The organism is Bacillus salacetis, from assembly GCF_003581585.1.
Lineage (GTDB): Bacteria > Bacillota > Bacilli > Bacillales > Bacillaceae_B > Rossellomorea > Rossellomorea salacetis.
In genome coordinates, this window is sequence record NZ_QXIR01000026.1 from 1 (window position 1) to 19,088 (window position 19,088).

Below are 19,088 nucleotides of genomic sequence, written 5' to 3' on the forward strand. Positions count from 1 at the left end.
GTTTTGTCCCAGCCTCTCAATTCTTTAAATATTATCCTGTTTCAAACCTTCGATAATGTTCTCTTTCTTGATTTTCGAGATGGAATACAGCATCGCCGAGCTGACAATGACAAATATGGCGATGATCACAAATAGGAGGTCCATCCATGGGAGCGTAAATCCGTACTCAAATGTTTCCCGGGTCGATCGATGGATTAAATACATAATGATGAAACTGATCGGCAGTCCAAACAGCAGTGCATTCACTCCATAGAAAACACTCTCATAGTTGATCATTTTATTAAAGCCTTTAGGTGTCATCCCAACTGATTTCAGCATGGCGAATTCTTTTTTGCGAAGAGAAATGCTGGTTGAAATCGTGTTAAAAATATTGGCGATGGAAATTAACGAAATCAAGGCAATGAAACCATATGTGAAAACTGACATGAACATGACCAACTGTTCCTCGCGCTGTCTATTCTGGTATACATTATAGATGTACAGCGAAGAAGGTGTAACTTCTTCAAGGGCTTCCTGGGTTTTCATCGGATCCGTGCTATTCATGTACAAAAAGGAATCCGCCTCAATTGAATCGTTTGAAACATCGAGAAGATTATTGAAGGTGTCCATAGGAACAATGACATCCATTCCGCCTATTCCTGTGGAGTGCACACCGATTGGTAACTGGTCCGTTAATGCTCCTATAGTTATTTCGCCCACTGGGCTAGTTTCATTTGTTTCATAGTTAGTGTTAAGCAGCTGGAGCTTTTCTCCAGGTTCCGCAATGATGGATTTTGACTCAATGAATTTGGATGACTCATAGTCTTGATAAGAAATGTCTTCAACAATAATGGCTGTCAGGTTTTCCTTCTCAAACTTTTCAGCTTCTGTTCCCGCCTTTTGGGCAAAAGCTTTAAAACTTGATGAGTCCATTCCATATACATTCACATAATATTGATATTTGCCGTCTTCAAGTTCAATGTTTTCTCTCTTGATCAAGTCATTGAGCTCTTCAGGGAATTTATCCTTTTCCACCATGGAGGTAAGTTGGACCTGCTTTTGGATACTGTGGCTGGTTATGTTGTCTAAGGTTGTTAAAGATTTAAGTTCAGATATATCGCCCTTATTGCCGGAAACCATAATATCATAATCCAGCCGGTCCTGAGACATTTCAATCGACCTGCCGAGACTATCGGTGAAAAACGAGACCGAAAGAAAAAGGATGATACTGATGACCAGGGAAAAAAGAGTTGCATAGTATCTTTTTCGATTACGCTTCACGTTCTTCAAGCCAATTTCTGCTTCAAGTCCAAAGATCTTCCTGACCATCTTGGAGGTTTTCACTTTCCTGCGGGATAACTTTATATCCTGTGTTTGCCTGATAGCATCAATCGCAGATATTTTCGATGCTTTCCTTGCCGGGATGAAAGTAGAAATGAAAATTGTCACTATGGATATGGTGCAGGCAATCAGGATGGATGATGGCGTTACAACGACCTCAAGTTTTTCCGTTGTCCCCAATGCTTCTGCAATAAATGAATTAATGAACAAGAAAGTGGCACCTATTCCAAGGATACCTGCAATGATCCCGATCGGAATGCTGATTAAACCAATGACGGATCCTTCAAAAAAGACTGAATTCCGCTTTTGTTTCTTTGTCGCACCTACACTCGATAACATCCCCAAATGCCTGGCCCTTTCAGAAACACTGATGGCAAATGCATTATAGATTAGTGAAATGGAACCTATTATGATCACAGACATGATAATGCCGGCCAATGAAAACAGGGTAACTCTAAGATTATCATTATCGGTGACACCATATAATCGGAGTAATTCATTGTTGAATCTTACTTGCGCGATATCGTTTTCTTCTGCCAGCTTTTCAGCGTCCTTGAAGATTGTACCCTTAATGTCTTTAACCGTCACTACTGCATCCACTGATGCATTATCTCCCAAAGAATCACTATCGATATAGCTGATCAAGGTGTAGCCGGGTGACCACAGCGGTTCCCACTCGGGACGTTCAATGATACCAACTACTTTGTAGGTTTCAGTTGATGAAACTTGCAGTTCTTCCGTTAAACCATTTTCATCTCTCTGCAGGGGGTCATTCTGCCCTAATGGCTCGGGGGCACTTTTCGTATAACGCTCCCCTATTTCAAACTTGATTTGATCGCCTATTTTATAAGAAACGTCAGAATCATCTATAAAATGATCGGAAATGACGATTTCATTTTCTGCCTCCGGGAGCCGGCCCTCAGCCAGTTTCACAGGAAACTGTTCGAATCCTTGGCTGCTGTATTCCTTTATAAAGAGATAAGGCTTTTCCTCATCTTCCATTTCAGGCAGGGCTGCATAGCCAAGGTCTTTGGATAGAAACACTTTTTCGGTGTTTTGATCTTCTGAAATTGCATTGATTTGACTGGAATTGACATCCTTGTACTGAACATGCCATTCCCCATCGTTTACCATGATTTGTCTTTTCATCAAGTCAAGGAATGAAACTCCAAGTGTAGCGACCGCGGTCACCATAGCAACGGAAATGATGACTCCGATTATGGTGACGAGGGTCCTCCTTTTGTTTTCTTTCATATGGCGAAGGGTGAGTTTGTTGATGATGTTCATGGCCGGATCACCTCGTCCTTGCTGATCCGTCCGTCATCGATTTCTATCACCCGGTCAGCCTGAAGGGCAATCCGCTCGTCATGCGTTATAACAATCAGTGTCTGGTTATACGTTTTGTTGAACATTTTTAACAGTTCGATGATTTCACCGCTGTTCTTGCTGTCCAGATTACCTGTGGGTTCATCAGCTAGAATGATTGCAGGATTACTGATTAGTGCCCTGCCGATCGAGACACGCTGCTGTTGGCCGCCGGAAAGTTGATTAGGAAGATGATTCAACCGTTTGTCGAGACCCAAAACCGAAACAATATCCTTGAACTGCTTGTCATCGACCTTGTGCTGATCAAGCAGCATTGGCAGAGTGATGTTCTCTTCAACTGTCAGGATGGGAATCAAGTTATAGAACTGGTAGATCAGCCCTATCTGCCTTCTCCTGAAGATCGCCAGCTGTGTTTCATTCAATTGATAGATATCGGTATTGTCGATAAGGACCTTGCCGCTGGACGGGCGGTCGACACCCCCAAGCATATGAAGAAGGGTGGACTTCCCTGATCCCGATGGCCCGATGATAGCTACGAACTCCCCTTTTTTCACTGAAAAAGAGACATCGTTCAATGCTTTAACCGCCGTTTCCCCTTTGCCATAAACCTTAGACAGATTTTCAATTTGTAAAATACTCATAACGTTACCTCCATAATTTCGATGTTGACCTCAGTATATCTGTCTAATATGACTGTAAAGTGACTGTGAAAGTGACAGTTTGGTCACTTTCGGGTTGGGGCGAGCGAATAATGCGGTTTAATCGATAGTTTCAAGACAGTTTCTATCGGTTTTGATGTTGTTCGTGTACTTGAAAACGAAGTTCAAGACAGATTTGTTTCCCTTTTTCATGGTTGATGTCCTTGAAAACGAAGTTCAAGACAGTTTTGTGTCCCTTTTTCCAGGTTGATGTCCTTGAAAATGAGGTTCAAGACAGATTTGTGACTCTTTTTCATGGTTGATGTCCTTGAAAACGAAGTTCAAGACAGATTTGCGTCACTTTTTCAGGGTTGATGTCCTTGAAAACGAAGTTCAAGACAGATTTGTGACTCTTTTTCAGAGTTGATGTGCTTGAAATGCCTGTTCAAGGCAGATTCGCGTCACTTTTTCATGGTTGATGTACTTGAAAACGAAGTTCAAGACAGATTTGCGTCCCTTTTTCATGGTTGATGTCCTTGAAATCGAAGTTCAAGACAGTTTTGTGTCCCTTTTTCATTGTTGATGTACTTGAAATCAAGGTTCAAGACAGTTTTGTGTCCCTTTTTCAGAGTTGATGTCCTTGAAATCGAAGTCAAGACAGATTTTCGTCCCTTTTTCAGGGTTGATGTCCTTGAAAACGAAGTTCAAGGCAGATTTTCGACACTTTTTCATGGTTGATGTCCTTGAAATCGAAGTTCAAGACAGATTTGCGTCACTTTTTCAGAGTTGATGTGCTTGGAGCACCTTGTACAATCACCATGTGACATCCAATACTCTTTCTGCCTTTACCTTTTCTTTTTATAAAACTTAATCAAAAACTCAGTTCCGTTCTCTTTCCCGCTTCTGACCTCGATATCTCCCTGCTGGCTGGTAATGATGCTGTAGGCCATTGCTAGGCCGATGCCGACACTGTCTTCCCCTGCATTTTTCCCTTTATAAAAACGTCTGAAAATATAGGGAAGATCCTCTTTGGATATCCCTTTTCCGTTATCCTTGATTGAGATTTCTGTATAAAGGGGATTCTCATGACAGTTGATCCTGATTGTTCCGCCATCCGGTGTATGTTCCACGCAGTTTTTTAAGATATTGATCAGGGCTTCTGCCGTCCAATGAAAATCACCTGTGAAAGAAACTTCTTCATTCCCTTCCAATACCACTGTCTGCTCTTTGATATCCATCGGAATCAGAAGGGGATGCAGGGCTCTTTGCAGCAGTTCATTCACGAACACCTCATCTTTCTTGAAAACCACGGTGCCTGCATCAATCTTGGACAATTTCAATAGAGAAGAAACAAGCCATTCGATCCTTTCCAATTGCACACGGATATTTTGGGTGAACTCTTCCCTCTTGGATTCGTCCAGAGTATTATCACTCAGCAGGTCTGACATGACCATCATGGATGTCAATGGAGTTTTAAGCTGATGGGAAATATCTGAAATCGCATTTGTTAACGCATGTTTGTCCCTCTCCAGGTTGCTGCGATGCTCCGAAAGCATCAATGTCACTTTGTAAATGTCGCTTTTTAAAATACTCAGCTCTCCTTCATGGTTATCACGGATATCAAGACCATAATCGCCGCTTGAAATCCTACGTAAATAACCTGAAAGTTTTTCAAGCTCATGGTACCTCCACCGGGTAAAAATCAAACTGGCCCCCGCCAATAGAAAGCAGACCAACAGTACCATAATCGCCGCTGGCCAGGAAAACAGTATCGAAGAGAGTATAGTTGCCGCTGTACTTATTAACACCAGTATGAAGATGAACCATTGGATTTCGCGGTTCCGCCACATATCAATTACCTGCCTTGTAGCCAAGGCCGCGGACAGTCTTGATGATGCTTGGACTTTGCGGCTGGTCCTCAAGCTTTTCCCGCAGTCTTTTAATGTAAACCGTCAATGTATTGTCGTTGACAAAATCACCGGCAACATCCCAAATGCGTTCCAGCAGCTGTGCCCTGGTTAAAACCTGTCCCTGATGATTGGCGAAGATCAGGAGCAGCCGGTATTCCAATGCAGTCAAAAGAACTTCTTCCCCATTTTTATAAACCTTGCCTTCCTGTGTGTTGATCCTGACATTTTCGATATCTATGTAGGGTTTTGCTTTAGGTGTATGTTTAAGATAGCGCCTCATGACGGATTTGATTCTTGAAATCAATTCACGGACCCTGAATGGCTTGGTGATATAGTCATCCGCTCCCATATCGAGACCCATGACCACATTTACCTCATCATCGAAGGCGGTAAGAAAAATTACCGGTTTGTCACCTTGCTTCTTGACCATCTCGCATAATTCGTATCCGCTTCCATCCGGAAGGGAAAGATCGAACAAACATAAATCTATTTCTTCCAGTTGATTCTTTATCACTCGTTTCGCAGAGTCTGCATCATGACATAGAATCGTTTCATATTCTTCCTGCTGCAGGGAGTACTCCAAACCGGCAGCGATGGTCCGGTCATCCTCTACCAATAAAACTTTCATATTGAACACCCTAACCTCGTTTTGTTTCTTTTATCATATTTTATAAGAGCTGCATTCGTCAAAATAGGGATTCCTAAACAGATAAATCAGTGCAGGGTCCGGGGAAAATGCGGGTCCGCTCCATACTTGACTGAATCACCTGGATTTGGATGGAATAATAAAAGCTCAGTCCAAGTGAACTGAGCTTAGCTCATATAGATGATTTTTTATTTCGTTTGAATATATAGAAAATTAATGCCCCTATAATTCCGCTGGCACTCAAAACAAGGAACATCATCCAATCTACTGCCTCATTGCGAGTCAAGCTTAAGATGATCATGGCTGCCAGGACACCAATGACCCAAAAAAGTAAGAATCCAGCAAAGTTTTTGATTGTTTTCCCTCCTCTTGACACTTATTTGGGTTTCCTTTTCCCTCCTTTTGAAAATTTCAGTCATGTTTTTTAGGGACAAACATATTTTTAAATAGACTAAGATTGGAGGGCAAAAAAATGAAACAATTCTTAATTTGTGCGGCAGTCATTCTCTCGGTAGGAGCAGTCCTCCTCCTTAACGGTTTGGTTGACAATGTGCAGGAAGTAAATTCTTACGTGCCGGAAGAAGCAGCCGAAACTCCTGCAGAACCTGTATTGATGCCTGCTGATTTAGAAGCATTGGCGGATGGCAGAGACTCCGCTGAATTGACCGATGCTGAAGTTCTGCCTGCTGATCTGGAATATGTTTTTGATGCGAAGTTCGAGGAAGACGGACATATAGTCGAGATTTATCGCGAGTTTGAAATATACCGTGATGCAGAAGGGAATGTGATCAAGGAGGTCCCGACCTCAAACTTCGAATATATTAAGTATCAAGAATGACGCCGTGGACTGGATGTCCACGGCGTTTTTGATGGTGATTCAGGTGAGGATTTTTTTGGGGGGTTCCCCCTTTTTGTTTGAATGGCAATGGGATTCGGACTGTATGGGTTGAGTTTTCCGATTTCTTGTCCGAATAAAGGTGGGATTCGGACAAACTGGGCTGGGTTTTCAGAATTCTGTCCGAATAACGATGGAATTCGGACAAACTGGGCTTGAATTTCGAAAATCTGTCCGAATAACGGTGGGATTCGGACAAACTGGGCTTGGATTTCAAAATTCTGTCCGAATAACGATGGGATTCGGACAAACTGGGCTGGGATGTCAAAATTCTGTCCAAATAACGATGGGATTCGGACACTTTGGGTGTGTTTTTCAAAAATCTGTCCGAATAACGATGGGATTCGGACAAACTGAGCTTGGATTTCAAAATTCTGTCCGAATAACGGTGGGATTCGGACAAACTGGGGTTGGTTTTCAGAATTCTGTCCGAATAACGGTGGGATTCGGACAAACTGGGCTTGGTTTTCAGAATTCTGTCCGAATAACGATGGAATTCGGACAAACTGGGCTTGGTTTTCAAAATTCTGTCCGAATAACGATGGGATTCGGACAAACTGGGCTTGGATTTCAAAATTCTGTCCGAATCATGATGGGATTCGGACAAACTGGGCTGGGTTTTCAGAATTCTGTCCGAATAGCGGTGGGATTCGGACAAACTGGGCTTGGATTTCAAAATTCTGTCCGAATAACGATGGAATTCGGATAAACTGGGCTTGAATTTCGAAAATCTGTCCGAATAACGATGGGATTCGGACAAACATGGCTAGGTATTCAGATTTTTGTCCAAGAACCGGTGAAATTCGGACAGATTTAGCTTTGAGCCAAGAATTCTGTCCAAATAAGAATGGGATTCCCGTCACGACGTTTAAACAAAGAGTCTCCACTTCACTCCCTGATCAAGCAATCAGATGGTACATCCTTCAAGAATGGACTGGGTTCCCCGATGCTGAACAACTGGAGCTCGTGCATTGCTCTGGTGCAAGCTGTGTAAAACAATTTTCTGAGAGATTCTTCGCTGTACGACTTTGCGGAAGCATCATAAATGGCGACTGCGTCGAACTCGATTCCTTTTGCCAAGTAAGCCGGTATGACGACAACCCCTTGTTCATAATGAAGCGAGTCACTTTTCACAAGCTTGAGGCCGTCGATTTTCTCTTTTAAGTCCTTGAAGGCATTTTCGCTTTCTTCGGCAGATTTACAGATAATCGCGATGGTATTATAGTCCTGTAGTCTCATGTCGGCAACCGCTGATTCGATTGCGGAATGCAGGCTGCTCCTGTCGAATTGAGTTTTCAACATCGGTTTTTTACCTTCCCTTTCAAAAGGAGTAATCGTTCCTCTGACAAGCTGGCTGGTAAAGTCGATGATTGGTTTCGTTGATCTGTAGCTGCGGGTTAGGTTGATGACATCCGTTTGGCCGGGACCGTATAAGTCCATCAGCATATTGAAGTCATTTTTTTCGCTTGCATGAGCAAATACTGCCTGGTTGAAGTCGCCCAGCACGGTCATCCTCGCATAAGGAAACAGCCGTTTCAGGAATTCAAATTGAAAAGGAGAGTAATCCTGAGCTTCATCAATGATGATATGTTTGATTGCGGTATTGGTTTGGAATCCAAGGATGAGTTCTTGTAAGAATAAATAGGGTGCAGCATCCTCATAATGCATCTTCCCGTCATCAAGCATGTTGACCGTGGAACGGCAGACGCCCGACCAGTTCTCTGATGTTTCTGAGGCTTTTTCAAGGTTACCGTCCACAAAGAGCTGCCTATAGATGCCTTTGATATTAATGAACTCAAGGTTTTCGATTCGCCTGCGAAGCCCTCTGAACTTTTGGTGTACGATCAAACGGCCGAGCGCCTCGTGATCGACTACGAATTCCTCTTCTGTTGATTTGCTGGTCTTCCGCAAATGGCTCACTGCCTTGTGATACTCTTCATTGCTCAGCAATTCAATTTCTTCTTCTACCCAGGGCTTTGTACGTTCCCGTCTTTCGGCTTCATCCACTTTTTCGTTGACCCATTCGGTCAGTTTTTCCAGCCGGTTTATAAATTTAAGTTCAGTGTCTTGATTGTAAAAACGGTCCCTTATCTGATCCGGTGTAAGAAGCGGTTCGCCCCTGAATTTGATTCGTTTGAACAGCATTCCCTTTGTTTCCAGAGTGAGCCTATAATCCTTGATCGCCTCAAAAAAATCAGTGGAAGCTTTGTAGTGAATACCCTCCAACCTGGTTTTGTATGAGGATTCGTTCACAGCAGTCAATACGTATTCCAATTGGTCATAGGGACCTTCAAGATCGAAGTATTTACTCAAACGGTGATCTAAATACTCCTGGAAGGTTACCTGCTGCATGTTTTCTTCGCCAAGTTCAGGGAGTACATTGGAAACGTAGCTGTTGAACATAGTGTTGGGTGAAAATAATATGATTTGATCAGCATTCAGTTTGTCTCTGTATTTATAAAGCAGATAAGCTATCCGCTGCATGGCGGCCGATGTTTTTCCACTGCCTGCTGCCCCTTGGACAATCAAAAGCCTTCCCCGGTCGTGACGGATAATTTCGTTTTGCTCCCGCTGGATGGTCGCTACAATCGAATGCATTTGGTTATCTGTGCTTTTTCCGAGGACTCTCTGTAGGATTTCATCCCCAATGGTCAGACTTGTATCAAACATGGATAGAAGTTCGCCTTTACGGATGATGTACTGCCATTTTTTCTCCAGGCTGCCTTTGACGGTACCTCCAGGTGTTGAATATTCTGCCGGCCCGGGACCGTAATCATAGTAGACACTTGATACCGGGGCCCGCCAATCATACACAAGAAAATTCTCGCCGGTTTTGTCTGTAAGAGTGGCGATTCCGATATAGATTTCATCGGGCAAGCCCTCCCCTTTTTCAAGAAAGGAAATTTTGCCGAAATATGGAGAATCTTTCATCCGCTTCAACGTTGATAATTTCTTGGATGCGTGCCTGTGGGTGCTTTGGCTGACGGATAAATCTTGTGCCTGCTGCCTCAAGCTGATGATAGTTTCAAGGTAATCATCAAATGTATCCGTATTGACCTTGACTTCATCCCAGAAGTTTCTACGGATATTGACGACTTCATTTCGCCGTTTTGCCGTTTCATCTTCCAATTTTTCGATCTGCCCTGTAATGACTTCCGTTACATGATCCAGTCGATTCTGCTCAAGCCGGGTATCGTTCGCCAAACAAACCACTCCTCTAAAAAAATATGTGCAAAAGTATTGACTTATTTAATGTTTTGCTGTAAAATTAAAATTGGGATAAAATACTCAACAAACTAAAAATAAGTCTTTCCGTATTAATTTATCACATTTGCCTTGCTTTTTCAACGGAAAATATATATTTAACGAGCGGTCCACTTTCGGGCTGCTCGTTTTTTGATGGAAATATTTTGTTGGCTGTCTCCTCCCCGTGCTTATGCCTGTGATAAAATAGACAAAAAGGCTGGGAGAGAATTCTATGAAACTTGGCAATCCCATAGCAAGAGGAAATACTGCGGAGATTTTTCTTAACAATAATAAAATCATCAAACTTTTCAACGATCACCTGCCTGAAACCGAAGCATCAAAAGAAGCTGAAAAGCAAAGATTCGTCCATTCATGCGGTATTTCTGTGCCAGCCATTTTGGATGTTACAACAATTGAAGGAAAGCAAGCGATCATTATGGAATATGCCGAGGGTAAGACGCTGGGAGATCTGTTCTTCGAAGATACGGAAAATCAAGAACACTATCTTAAGATTTCGGTCGACATACAGCAAAAGATCCATGGCATCATCTCCCCTTCAATTGAACCAATGGCCGGTAAATTACACCGCCAGATCAACGACGCTCACCAATTGAAACCTGAACAGAAATTGTTTTTGAATAAGAAATTGAATTCAATGTCATATGAAAACAGGCTATGTCATGGTGATTTTCATTTATTTAATTTGATTATGAAAGATGAAGGTGCTGTGATCCTGGATTGGGTGGATGCGAGTGCAGGAGATTTCCGAGCCGATGTGTACAGAACATATCTGTTATACTCTCAGCTTTCACAGGATATCGCGGAATCATACTTAAAGCTCTACTGCAAAAGAAGCGGCATTTTGAGATCTGAAGTTTTGGACTGGGCGCCGATCATAGCGGGTGCCAGACTTTCAGAGAACGTATCTTCCGAGAATGAAGACCGGCTGATTGCCATCGTTAAGGACGGCTGTTCATCCCGACAAGACAGGTGATTATATGGATCGGCAAAATTTAAAGATATTTACGAAGGTGTCATATATTTTAGCAATAATCATCATTTTTTCCTTGCTTTTGATGATAATCACTCCGGCAAGGATCTTTGTAGTGCTCATCTCCCTCTCGCTCCTTGCCTTTCCTGTCAGCATCATTTCTATGTTCAGCCAAGAACCTCTCTTGAAAAGACTGTTTGCCCTGTTTGGGAACCTCCTGCCTGCAGGCTTGTTTTTTTATGCTGTGCTGATGGATTTCATTGATGAATTTTTCCGGTCTGCTCCATGAAAAAAGAACAGCTTCATCAGCTGTTCCTTTGGACACCCTTCAACGCTTCTTTGGAGCTTCCCTCTTCTTTTTTGATGACAGAAAGCGAACCATCCCCTTCAAGGACGATGGCTTCGACTTTTTCAAAAGAACTCATTCCCTCTTTTCGTACTTTAGACCTCAAATCATCCTTGCGAAGCCTCTGCTTCTGCATTTCTTTTTCTAAAAAGCGCCCCTCATAGTAAAGAAAGGATGGAGGCGCTTTGAGCATTTCTGCCAGCGTTTTTGAGCTTGACGTTGATTTCGCGATTATGAATTGCAGCAACGTCAACATCAATAGTACGACAGCACCCTTAGCCAGTGAGACGGTACTGCTGGTAAGGATGCTGGATAAGGTGGCTCCATATGTAATGGTGATGATGAAATCGAACAGGTTCACTTGTGTGAGTGAACGCTTGCCGAACACCCTCAAGACCAACAGGAGGAAAGGATAAGCCATCAGGCACAGAAGGAAAGCACGATAGATACTTTTCCAGCCGTCAAAAATCATGGTATCAAGCATGGATGCACTTCCTTTGTAATAGAGTTGCATTATTTATTGTTTGATACCCTTGCAGTCCTGGAGGTAAACAGAAACGCCTGACCATGAGCTTAAGACTGTTCGTTATGTTCTGGCATATATTTGGTGAAATACGCCCCAAGAATGAACAACGCAACAGACAATCCCCAACTCAGAAAACCCATGAAATCAAACCAATAGGCGGAAAGATTGGTAACCCCTACAAGAAAAAAACATATTGGCGTCAATGCTGTTTTGAATCCGGTCAGGTTAGCCTTCCTTCGTTTGTGTATTATTAAAATCACGGAGACAATCAGCGCAGGTATCAGCAATGTGAATAAAATATCCTCTATCATTTCCCACCTCCAGCAAATATTATTTGATGTTTCTTTGTTTCCAAATTCCGGCGATGAGTGGAATCCCCAATCCGATTATGGTCAGCGGCAGGAACCATTTACCGAAACCATCCCCCCAACCTAAAGCGATGGAAACCGATTCAAACAGGATCAATGCGAAAAGGATCAGGCTAAGATTTTTGATGATATTGATCATTTTCCGGCTGTTAAGATAGAATTCTTTTACATTGGAGTCATTCATCCTTTGCGGATAGTTATGAGTTTCCGGGTATTTTTCAAAAACCTGCATCAAAAGGATCGTGAACGCACCTATCCCCGGTAAAGTGAGAAGCTCCCATTTTGAACCCCAGCGGTCCACCTCTCCCCTTGCATTATAATGAGCAGGTACTTCTTCAGGTAGTGCTCCCCATTTCAAGATTAAGAGAATGATTGCACCGGTAAATAAAGAGTATCCGATGATATCCCATATCCACTCACCCTTCGTCTTGGCAATTTTTATCTTTGGTCTCTTCCAGTAATCAGCCATTTTTCTTCCCCCTTCCAGTCTCCATGGACTAAATCCAAAGTAAAATGAATATCACCATGACACCCGCCCAGATGGCTGTGGAAAAAAGGATTTTTCTCTTAGGGTCTTTAGTATAGGTTAACACTGCAAACTCGGTTATTACCGCAAGGCATAAAATTCCAATAAATATAACCCAATCGTTCATAATCCCTCTCCTTTATGTTTCATCATCTTCTATGAAAAGAGCAATTGAATAAATAGTCATACTGAAAAAACCGATTACAAATGCAATTGGGGACAGGCTGCTCTCAGGAAAAACCAGGGCAGTGGAACTTGATAATAACATAAGGGCGCAGCACACATTGATAACAGTCCTTTTCATGAACCCATCCTCTTGTTACAGAATCATTTCAATTATTTTGTGATAACCAAATGGCAAAAGGGAGGCTGTAACGACTCCAATACCAATCGATGAAGCAAACCATAGCCAGTATTTCCGCCTGGATATCTCCTTCCGTTTTAAGGCGATGTTCAATACCTTTATAATTGAGTGAACGGTCATGACGATTATGATTGCTGAAAACAAACTCATCAAATACAAGGGTTCCAGTTCCATGTAAGTTCTCCTTATGATCTATTTCTTAATGCATTGAAAATCATATTTTCCTGCAGCTAAATCCTCTACATCCATTTTGACTGAGCCGCCGCTTTCATAACACCTTGATGTAAGTGTATCCAATTCTTTGCCTGTCAGGTGGTAGCTGGCGAGATTTACAATCAATGTAACGAGTAAAGCCAGATTAATTAACAATGAAACGGTGAGCAAATATTTCTTTCCGTCACTCATTCTGTTAGTTCCGTCTTTTAACATATATATATATAACTCCAATACTTTCATTTTGAATTTGAACAATTTTAATCCTCTACTTCTATCTTAAGCGCATGAATCTGTGGAGGATCTGATTCCCTAATGTTGTCATACCAAATGTTGATTATTTGCCCTTCATTAACATCGGCGGTCATTTGTACATCAGAGAAACCCACTCTTACTTTGTCTCCCCATTTTTCTAATTCATTTACCGGTTCAATCCATAGTCCATTTGTTTCTTCTTCCAGGACCTTTCCCTGGAGGATTTTCGAGTCGGATATACCCGTATCTATTATTTCTTCCTCATTTGAACAACCTGTCATTAGTGGTGCCAGGGGTATCGATAGCAATAGTGCAATAAGGTGTCTGTGCATATTATCACCTCTTGATTTTCTGAAGAAATCAATGTGACGCAGTGTGAAGGATCAGGTGAAACACCATATAGATACTGGCCGATCCAAGCAAAAGGGTGGTGGTGAAAAAGGCTTTTTTTCTGTTCCCCGAGTGAAAATACATATGGACAAGCAAGAAATATACCATGCCGCAGATCAAACAGAATAGAAAATAGTTCAAGGATTCCTTCCCGGTCATGATAAGATCCTCAATCCTGTAGAGTCGAAATTGACTGTCCATTGAAACCGGCATCGTAATGCTCTGTAACAGCAAACCTCCAAATATAAAGAAACCTGCAATATTTAATACAGCTTTCGCGGGGTCCTGGATTTGAGTTTCCGGCTTGTAATCCTGGGATTCCTTATACTGCAGTTCCATAGTTCACCTCTCTGAATCTGTTATACCTGTAAATACGGATTTATCGTTAAAAGGTTTCAAAAATTCACTCAATCTAAAAAAGACTTCCCGACAATCCGGGAAGTCCTGTTAAGGAATCAATCTTCAAAACTCACACTTAATGATTGTTTGATTGTCTTCAACCTGGGGTTCATCAGGAAGTAAACGGTAAAAAACATATAACCGGTTCCCGATAACATTAGTAAGAATAATCCCGAGGTTTGTTCCCCGATGACACCGCCAAGAAAGTAACCCAGAGGGCTGAGAGAACCCAGCAGTGAAGAAATGAATGCAAAGCCTATGCCCACATGTTCCCTCGGCAGGTTCACCTGGATCATGGTTTGAATAAAGATGCTTAGAATGCCGATCCCCAGCCATGAAAGAGCAAAAAACACATAGGGAACAAATTGTGTTTCATTGAATAGGAATGTCAGCAGCCAGAATATGCCGGACCAGAGAGCCACGGCCGGCAGCACACGGTTAAGCGGGAACTTTTCGACTTTACTGGATAGAATCGTTCCCGACAAAGTGCCAATCGACATAGCTGTCAGCCAGAAACCATATTCCATTGAAGTATCTGAGATGACAGGAAGCATCGCCAAGCCCATGGTGGCAAGCAGATTCATAACCACAAAACCAAAAACAATGCTTAACAGTCTTTGCCTGGATTTCACTACTAGAAACCCATCTTTGAAATCTTCCCTATATTGCTTGAAAAAACCTAATGTTGATTTCTCCATTTCTTTATTTGATTTAGGGACCTTAAGATACATAAGAAACATCAAGCCAATCATGATCAGTAACAGACTATTGCTTATGTATATCACGCCAAGGCCGACAAAGGCGATCAGTATCCCGGAAACCGCATCACATATGATATCCAGAGTCTGATAGGAAAAAGAGAAAATCGAATTTACTTTCGTCAGCTTTTCCCTCGGGGCAAGCCGCTCAATCAATGCACTTTCAACAGGGTAAGAACATTCTGATAGTGACAAAGCCAAGAACATCATGATGTATAACAAAGGAAGCCAAAGAAAGTCGGCATAGTATAGTATTGAAATCACTGTGACCAGCAGTCCCTGGCCGAACATAGCCATGTAGAGAATCGCTTTTTTAGAAAACCGATCGATCATCGGTCCGTATAAAAATTGGATAGTCACCGGCAGGATGGCAATCGCGCTCGTCAAACCAACCAATAAAGGTGAATCGGTTAAGGTCTTTACGTACCAAATGGTGGCGATCATATAGAAACTATCGGCAAAATTAGTTAAAATTCTTCCTATTAATAAAATGGTTAATTGTTTGTCCATCATGCTCCTCCTTCAATTGTGTAAATAACAAGTCTGCTATTAACAATCAAGGAGGCTTCCACACCTTAACAGTGCTCTAATGATCGAATGGATTGAGATAGATTAATGGCACCATCTTGCTTCTCCTTTCTGTTCTTGATATGGTAATTATTTCATAATAATTCTGAACATTCAACCTCTATAGGTTAAGGCTCTTTTCTTAAACTTTGTTGCTTTTCAATATAAATTTCAACTAATATGGTCAATCGCCGTAAAAACACTGGTAAGCCGGAAATAAAAGAGCTGCTATTTCTTTTCCGAGAGTAAAACCTCGGAATACTGGGGGAAAATCCGGCACTTGAGATTTTACCCCTTGACTGCAAGGTTTCCAAAGGTCCGGATATCATGCAGATAATCGTACTTTCCATCATTGTGTAAACTGTTGTACATCCTGACAGCCACAGCATTATATTTTGGAATCACTAGGCAGGCACAACCCGAAGCACCAAGGATTTGATAGCTTCCTTCGGGCACTTCCCCACCTAATTCATCCCCTGAGTACGAAACCATCCCATCCTTCATCCACCAGTAGAAGCCGAACTTAGGCAGAGTCCGGTCTAATGCTGCCGGACTCTGAATATTCACAGCAAGATCGAATACCGCTCTAGGAAGTATCTGTTTGCCATTTACTTCCCCTTTTTGCAAATGCAACTGACCCCATAACGCCAGTTCTCTCGCGTTCACATATAAGTTCCGATCATCACCGAGAGTTGAGCCAATTCGTATTGTTGGATAAGTGCCAGGTGATTGGATATCACAGACCAGAGTGTTTTTTCCTTCAGCCGCCCATTCACTATGGGAAAAGCCTAGTGGGTAAAATACTTTTTCTGAAATAATTTCATTGACCGTCTTTCCTGTGGTTTGCATAATGATGGCAGCAAGCAGATCCGGTCGTTTACTTTCAACCAGGGTACCTGGTTCAGCAATCCTTTTGACGCTGTTCCCTTTAATTTTCAAACCGGTACACCTCGTAACAAGATGCCTGATTGTCGTATTCCCTAAGACGTTTTTATCCAGGTCATGAAAGTAGCTGCTGATCTTATCATCAAGTTTCAGGTATCCCTCATGCATAGATATGGCCGCTGCCAGACCGATATAAGTAACCCTTGTTGAATATACGTTAAATTGGGAGTGGACATCAATTTTCCTTGCCCCTTGTTCAAAGTGGTGGCTGCCAGAATACCATTCATGAATAATCTCATTCTCTTTCATAATGAGTATCGCAGACCCTGATGCCTTCATCCTCTCTTTTGCCTCTTTACTATATTCCGTTAAATCACGGAATGGTTCACTGTAAGCTGTTTGACTCATCTACTTCACCTGCTGATTTATTATTTTTCATGCTAAGAGCCAGTCACTCTGATCAAACTCTTACAAATCATTAAATTGAAACTGAAGGATTCAGCAGGGTTTTCAAGTAGTTCAAAAAGACGTCCTTGACCATCTCATTTTTGCCCAGGTCAATCAATGTATTTTCTTTGACTGCACTATATCCGCACACTTCTTCATACAGCATTGGGGAGCCGGTACCGATTTTGTAAAGCCTCTTTTCTTCCAGCTCCTTACCATTTACTTTGATATTGCTTATAATGCCATCCTCAGCTTCCCACTCCACCCCGGAAAATGCCAAGGTTCCAATCGGAATACCATGCGGACGGAATCCATTCCCATACACTGGTTTTGAGGTAATCTCATTCTTATAACTTTCTTCGATCAACTTGGTGATATTTTTTCCCTGAAGTTCCATCAGCACCGGGGAATGCATGCTCTTGCAGGTATTCAGTACAGAACCTTTTGTCACATCGCCTGCTTCCATTCCAGAAACTGCTCCTCCTCCATACATGATCCCGATCTCTGTGTTCCAACGGTTACGGAGGCTGTCAGCCATAAGTTGAATGACATTGGCATGAGAAAGCGGCTCGCTGGTTGTAAAAAGAACCTCTGAAAGAAATTGATCGGTTTCCTTCCTGCCCTTTTCTAAAATCGCTTCCATGACAGGATCCACTTCAGAGTCAGGAGAGATTTCAATTAATTTCCCCTCGCAGGAATCGATGGTGTGGCGGCCTTCGTTGTCGACTTTGAGATGTAAGGACAATTCGCCAACATAAATTCCGTGTGAACCGGCCTGTACAATTGGAATGCCGGACTCTATAACAGGAGTTTCCAAAACCGTGTGAGAGTGAGCTCCAATGATGAGATCCACGCTGCCGCTGATTTCCTTGGCCATTTCCTGATCTGCTCCGAACCCCAGATGGGATAGGAAAATGATCAGGTCTGCTCCATCATCTTTTAAACGGGCGGTTATTTCCTCAATTGTTTTCAGTGTATCCAGGTTCTTAAAGCCATGTTTGTTCTCATATAGATCTTCGAATTGATCTGTAGCGCCGAAAAGTCCAACTTTCGTGCCGTCGGCTGCAGTGAGAATGAGTGATTCCTTCACCCCTCCAATGGTGGATCCATCTCCCTCCACAAGGTTGGACAGCAGCCAAGGCACGCTTGACTGAAGGCTGAGTTTCCTGATCAACTCAGGTGTTGAGCGCAGCAGCTCGTTATTGCCGACGGACATGGCATGATACCCCGTTTCCGCCAGCATTTCCAGATGCATCCTGCCATCGGTAGCCAGGCATTCATTGATACTCATGTCCATGTGATCACCGCCGTCCACCAGCAGGAAGCTCTCCCCGTTCGCTTCCATCTCCCTGACTCGTTTTTTTATATATGCTGCCTGTCTTAAAGCCTGGTCATAGCTCGCGTGAAGATCGTTCGTATGCAGTATGGTTAGTTGTTTGTTCATATGTTTTTCCCCCATTTATGTAATTTGTTTGGCTGCTTGTTGAATTCGGACAGTTTTTTTGGTGTTTAGTTATTTTTGTCCGAATAAGAGCGTGATTCGGACTCTTTTTCTGGAATTCTGTGAATTTTGTCTGAATGAGCCTGCGATTCGGACTCTTTTACTGGCATTTTGTGAATTTTGTCCGAATAAGTCCGGGATTCGGACTCGTTTTCTGGCATTTTGTGAATTTTGTCCGAATCAGTCCGGGATTCGGACTCGTTTTCTGGATTTCTATGATTTTTGTCCGAATAAGCCAGGGATTCGGACTCTTTTTCTGGATTTCTATGATTTTTGTCCGAATGAGCAAGGGATTCGGACTCTTCTTCTGGCATTTTGTGATTTTTGTCCGAATCAGTCCGGGATTCGGACTCTTTTTCTGGATTTCTATGATTTTTGTCCGAATGAGCCCGGGATTCGGACTCGTTTTCAGGATTTCTGTGATTTTTGTCCGAATAAGCCAGGGATTCGGACTCTTTTTCTGGAATTCTTTGATTTTTGTCCGAATCAGTCCGGGATTCGGACTCTTTTTCTGGATTTCTATGATTTTTGTCCGAATGAGCCCGGGATTCGGACTCGTTTTCTGGCATTT

General features: G+C 42.5%; 24 protein-coding genes. 4 read left to right on the plus strand and 20 right to left on the minus strand.

The window, feature by feature from the left end:
• Positions 1-24 precede the first annotated feature (24 nt).
• The 6 genes from D3H55_RS16620 to D3H55_RS16640 all read right to left on the minus strand — a co-directional run bounded on the left by D3H55_RS16620 (position 25) and on the right by D3H55_RS16640 (position 6,216).
• Positions 25-2,607 (minus strand): ABC transporter permease, encoded by a 2,583-nt coding sequence (locus D3H55_RS16620; RefSeq protein ID WP_119548445.1) that lies wholly within the window; start codon positions 2,605-2,607, stop codon positions 25-27.
• Complete coding sequence (locus tag D3H55_RS16625) at positions 2,604-3,287, minus strand: ABC transporter ATP-binding protein (protein ID WP_119548446.1); 684 nt, start codon at positions 3,285-3,287, stop codon at positions 2,604-2,606. The genes D3H55_RS16620 and D3H55_RS16625 overlap by 4 nt, the downstream gene beginning before the upstream one ends.
• Before the next feature lie 591 nt (positions 3,288-3,878).
• On the minus strand, positions 3,879-4,016 hold the full coding sequence (locus D3H55_RS24420) for a hypothetical protein (protein WP_168413140.1): 138 nt from the start codon (positions 4,014-4,016) through the stop codon (positions 3,879-3,881).
• Between the two features lie 113 nt (positions 4,017-4,129).
• Positions 4,130-5,134: a sensor histidine kinase gene (locus D3H55_RS16630; RefSeq protein ID WP_119548447.1), complete on the minus strand. Its 1,005-nt coding sequence runs from the start codon at positions 5,132-5,134 to the stop codon at positions 4,130-4,132.
• 1 nt (position 5,135) lies between these two features.
• Positions 5,136-5,822 carry a response regulator transcription factor gene (locus D3H55_RS16635; protein ID WP_119548448.1) on the minus strand — a complete coding sequence of 229 codons (687 nt, stop codon included), beginning with the start codon at positions 5,820-5,822 and terminating at the stop codon, positions 5,136-5,138.
• Positions 5,823-6,012: 190 nt separating this feature from the next.
• A complete protein-coding gene (locus tag D3H55_RS16640) occupies positions 6,013-6,216 on the minus strand; it encodes a hypothetical protein (protein ID WP_119548449.1) in 204 nt (67 codons plus the stop codon).
• Positions 6,217-6,312: 96 nt separating this feature from the next.
• Between D3H55_RS16640 and D3H55_RS16645 the strand changes: the two genes are divergently transcribed.
• Together D3H55_RS16645 and D3H55_RS24425 are read left to right on the plus strand one after the other, a co-directional pair.
• Entirely contained in the window at positions 6,313-6,678 is a 366-nt protein-coding gene (locus D3H55_RS16645; RefSeq protein ID WP_119548450.1) for a hypothetical protein, read from the plus strand.
• A gap of 190 nt (positions 6,679-6,868) precedes the next feature.
• Entirely contained in the window at positions 6,869-7,444 is a 576-nt protein-coding gene (locus tag D3H55_RS24425; protein WP_168413141.1) for a hypothetical protein, read from the plus strand.
• Positions 7,445-7,623: 179 nt separating this feature from the next.
• On the opposite strand, the gene helD is transcribed toward D3H55_RS24425, so the two are convergent.
• Positions 7,624-9,939, minus strand: coding sequence for an RNA polymerase recycling motor HelD (gene helD / locus D3H55_RS16655; protein ID WP_119548451.1), 2,316 nt, complete (start codon positions 9,937-9,939; stop codon positions 7,624-7,626).
• A gap of 274 nt (positions 9,940-10,213) precedes the next feature.
• Here helD and D3H55_RS16660 point away from each other — a divergent pair, with 274 nt between their 5' ends.
• Both D3H55_RS16660 and D3H55_RS16665 read left to right on the plus strand, forming a co-directional pair.
• Positions 10,214-10,975 (plus strand): phosphotransferase family protein, encoded by a 762-nt coding sequence (locus D3H55_RS16660; RefSeq protein ID WP_119548452.1) that lies wholly within the window; start codon positions 10,214-10,216, stop codon positions 10,973-10,975.
• Between the two features lie 37 nt (positions 10,976-11,012).
• Positions 11,013-11,261: a hypothetical protein gene (locus D3H55_RS16665; protein ID WP_240628618.1), complete on the plus strand. Its 249-nt coding sequence runs from the start codon at positions 11,013-11,015 to the stop codon at positions 11,259-11,261.
• A 16-nt stretch (positions 11,262-11,277) separates the two neighbouring features.
• Here D3H55_RS16665 and D3H55_RS16670 read toward each other — a convergent pair whose 3' ends face one another.
• The 13 genes from D3H55_RS16670 to D3H55_RS16720 all read right to left on the minus strand — a co-directional run bounded on the left by D3H55_RS16670 (position 11,278) and on the right by D3H55_RS16720 (position 19,086).
• On the minus strand, positions 11,278-11,802 hold the full coding sequence (locus D3H55_RS16670; RefSeq protein ID WP_168413142.1) for a DUF421 domain-containing protein: 525 nt from the start codon (positions 11,800-11,802) through the stop codon (positions 11,278-11,280).
• An 89-nt stretch (positions 11,803-11,891) separates the two neighbouring features.
• Complete coding sequence (locus D3H55_RS16675) at positions 11,892-12,155, minus strand: hypothetical protein (protein ID WP_119548455.1); 264 nt, start codon at positions 12,153-12,155, stop codon at positions 11,892-11,894.
• Positions 12,156-12,174: 19 nt separating this feature from the next.
• Entirely contained in the window at positions 12,175-12,681 is a 507-nt protein-coding gene (locus D3H55_RS16680; protein WP_119548456.1) for a DUF1648 domain-containing protein, read from the minus strand.
• 28 nt (positions 12,682-12,709) lie between these two features.
• The gene (locus D3H55_RS24430; protein ID WP_168413143.1) at positions 12,710-12,865 is read right to left on the minus strand and encodes a hypothetical protein; all 156 of its coding nucleotides are present in this window, start codon (positions 12,863-12,865) and stop codon (positions 12,710-12,712) included.
• Positions 12,866-12,877: 12 nt separating this feature from the next.
• On the minus strand, positions 12,878-13,042 hold the full coding sequence (locus D3H55_RS24435; protein WP_168413144.1) for a hypothetical protein: 165 nt from the start codon (positions 13,040-13,042) through the stop codon (positions 12,878-12,880).
• Between the two features lie 15 nt (positions 13,043-13,057).
• The gene (locus tag D3H55_RS16685; protein ID WP_119548457.1) at positions 13,058-13,276 is read right to left on the minus strand and encodes a hypothetical protein; all 219 of its coding nucleotides are present in this window, start codon (positions 13,274-13,276) and stop codon (positions 13,058-13,060) included.
• 18 nt (positions 13,277-13,294) lie between these two features.
• Positions 13,295-13,531 (minus strand): hypothetical protein, encoded by a 237-nt coding sequence (locus D3H55_RS16690; RefSeq protein WP_168413145.1) that lies wholly within the window; start codon positions 13,529-13,531, stop codon positions 13,295-13,297.
• Between the two features lie 44 nt (positions 13,532-13,575).
• On the minus strand, positions 13,576-13,902 hold the full coding sequence (locus D3H55_RS16695; RefSeq protein ID WP_119548459.1) for a DUF3221 domain-containing protein: 327 nt from the start codon (positions 13,900-13,902) through the stop codon (positions 13,576-13,578).
• Positions 13,903-13,930: 28 nt separating this feature from the next.
• Entirely contained in the window at positions 13,931-14,299 is a 369-nt protein-coding gene (locus tag D3H55_RS16700) for a hypothetical protein (RefSeq protein WP_119548460.1), read from the minus strand.
• 116 nt (positions 14,300-14,415) lie between these two features.
• Positions 14,416-15,627 carry an MFS transporter gene (locus tag D3H55_RS16705; protein WP_168413146.1) on the minus strand — a complete coding sequence of 404 codons (1,212 nt, stop codon included), beginning with the start codon at positions 15,625-15,627 and terminating at the stop codon, positions 14,416-14,418.
• 345 nt (positions 15,628-15,972) lie between these two features.
• The gene (locus D3H55_RS16710) at positions 15,973-16,977 is read right to left on the minus strand and encodes a serine hydrolase domain-containing protein (protein WP_119548462.1); all 1,005 of its coding nucleotides are present in this window, start codon (positions 16,975-16,977) and stop codon (positions 15,973-15,975) included.
• 70 nt (positions 16,978-17,047) lie between these two features.
• A complete protein-coding gene (locus D3H55_RS16715; protein WP_168413147.1) occupies positions 17,048-18,460 on the minus strand; it encodes a bifunctional metallophosphatase/5'-nucleotidase in 1,413 nt (470 codons plus the stop codon).
• A gap of 65 nt (positions 18,461-18,525) precedes the next feature.
• Complete coding sequence (locus D3H55_RS16720; RefSeq protein ID WP_119548464.1) at positions 18,526-19,086, minus strand: hypothetical protein; 561 nt, start codon at positions 19,084-19,086, stop codon at positions 18,526-18,528.
• Positions 19,087-19,088: the final 2 nt, after the last annotated feature.

Coding starts and splice junctions, on each gene's coding strand:
- D3H55_RS16645 (WP_119548450.1), top strand. CDS start 6,313: ATGAAACAATTCTTAATTTGTGCGGCAGTCATTCTCTCGGTAGGAGCA.
- D3H55_RS16690 (WP_168413145.1), bottom strand. CDS start 13,531: ATGTTAAAAGACGGAACTAACAGAATGAGTGACGGAAAGAAATATTTG.
- D3H55_RS24425 (WP_168413141.1), top strand. CDS start 6,869: ATGGAATTCGGACAAACTGGGCTTGAATTTCGAAAATCTGTCCGAATA.
- D3H55_RS16620 (WP_119548445.1), bottom strand. CDS start 2,607: ATGAACATCATCAACAAACTCACCCTTCGCCATATGAAAGAAAACAAA.
- D3H55_RS16675 (WP_119548455.1), bottom strand. CDS start 12,155: ATGATAGAGGATATTTTATTCACATTGCTGATACCTGCGCTGATTGTC.
- D3H55_RS16700 (WP_119548460.1), bottom strand. CDS start 14,299: ATGGAACTGCAGTATAAGGAATCCCAGGATTACAAGCCGGAAACTCAA.
- D3H55_RS24430 (WP_168413143.1), bottom strand. CDS start 12,865: ATGAACGATTGGGTTATATTTATTGGAATTTTATGCCTTGCGGTAATA.
- D3H55_RS16680 (WP_119548456.1), bottom strand. CDS start 12,681: ATGGCTGATTACTGGAAGAGACCAAAGATAAAAATTGCCAAGACGAAG.
- D3H55_RS16720 (WP_119548464.1), bottom strand. CDS start 19,086: ATGCCAGAAAACGAGTCCGAATCCCGGGCTCATTCGGACAAAAATCAT.
- D3H55_RS16685 (WP_119548457.1), bottom strand. CDS start 13,276: ATGGAACTGGAACCCTTGTATTTGATGAGTTTGTTTTCAGCAATCATA.
- D3H55_RS16630 (WP_119548447.1), bottom strand. CDS start 5,134: ATGTGGCGGAACCGCGAAATCCAATGGTTCATCTTCATACTGGTGTTA.
- D3H55_RS16710 (WP_119548462.1), bottom strand. CDS start 16,977: ATGAGTCAAACAGCTTACAGTGAACCATTCCGTGATTTAACGGAATAT.
- D3H55_RS16705 (WP_168413146.1), bottom strand. CDS start 15,627: ATGGACAAACAATTAACCATTTTATTAATAGGAAGAATTTTAACTAAT.
- D3H55_RS16660 (WP_119548452.1), top strand. CDS start 10,214: ATGAAACTTGGCAATCCCATAGCAAGAGGAAATACTGCGGAGATTTTT.
- D3H55_RS16625 (WP_119548446.1), bottom strand. CDS start 3,287: ATGAGTATTTTACAAATTGAAAATCTGTCTAAGGTTTATGGCAAAGGG.
- D3H55_RS24435 (WP_168413144.1), bottom strand. CDS start 13,042: ATGAAAAGGACTGTTATCAATGTGTGCTGCGCCCTTATGTTATTATCA.
- D3H55_RS16695 (WP_119548459.1), bottom strand. CDS start 13,902: ATGCACAGACACCTTATTGCACTATTGCTATCGATACCCCTGGCACCA.
- D3H55_RS16670 (WP_168413142.1), bottom strand. CDS start 11,802: ATGCTTGATACCATGATTTTTGACGGCTGGAAAAGTATCTATCGTGCT.
- D3H55_RS16715 (WP_168413147.1), bottom strand. CDS start 18,460: ATGAACAAACAACTAACCATACTGCATACGAACGATCTTCACGCGAGC.
- D3H55_RS24420 (WP_168413140.1), bottom strand. CDS start 4,016: ATGAAAAAGTGTCGAAAATCTGCCTTGAACTTCGTTTTCAAGGACATC.
- D3H55_RS16635 (WP_119548448.1), bottom strand. CDS start 5,822: ATGAAAGTTTTATTGGTAGAGGATGACCGGACCATCGCTGCCGGTTTG.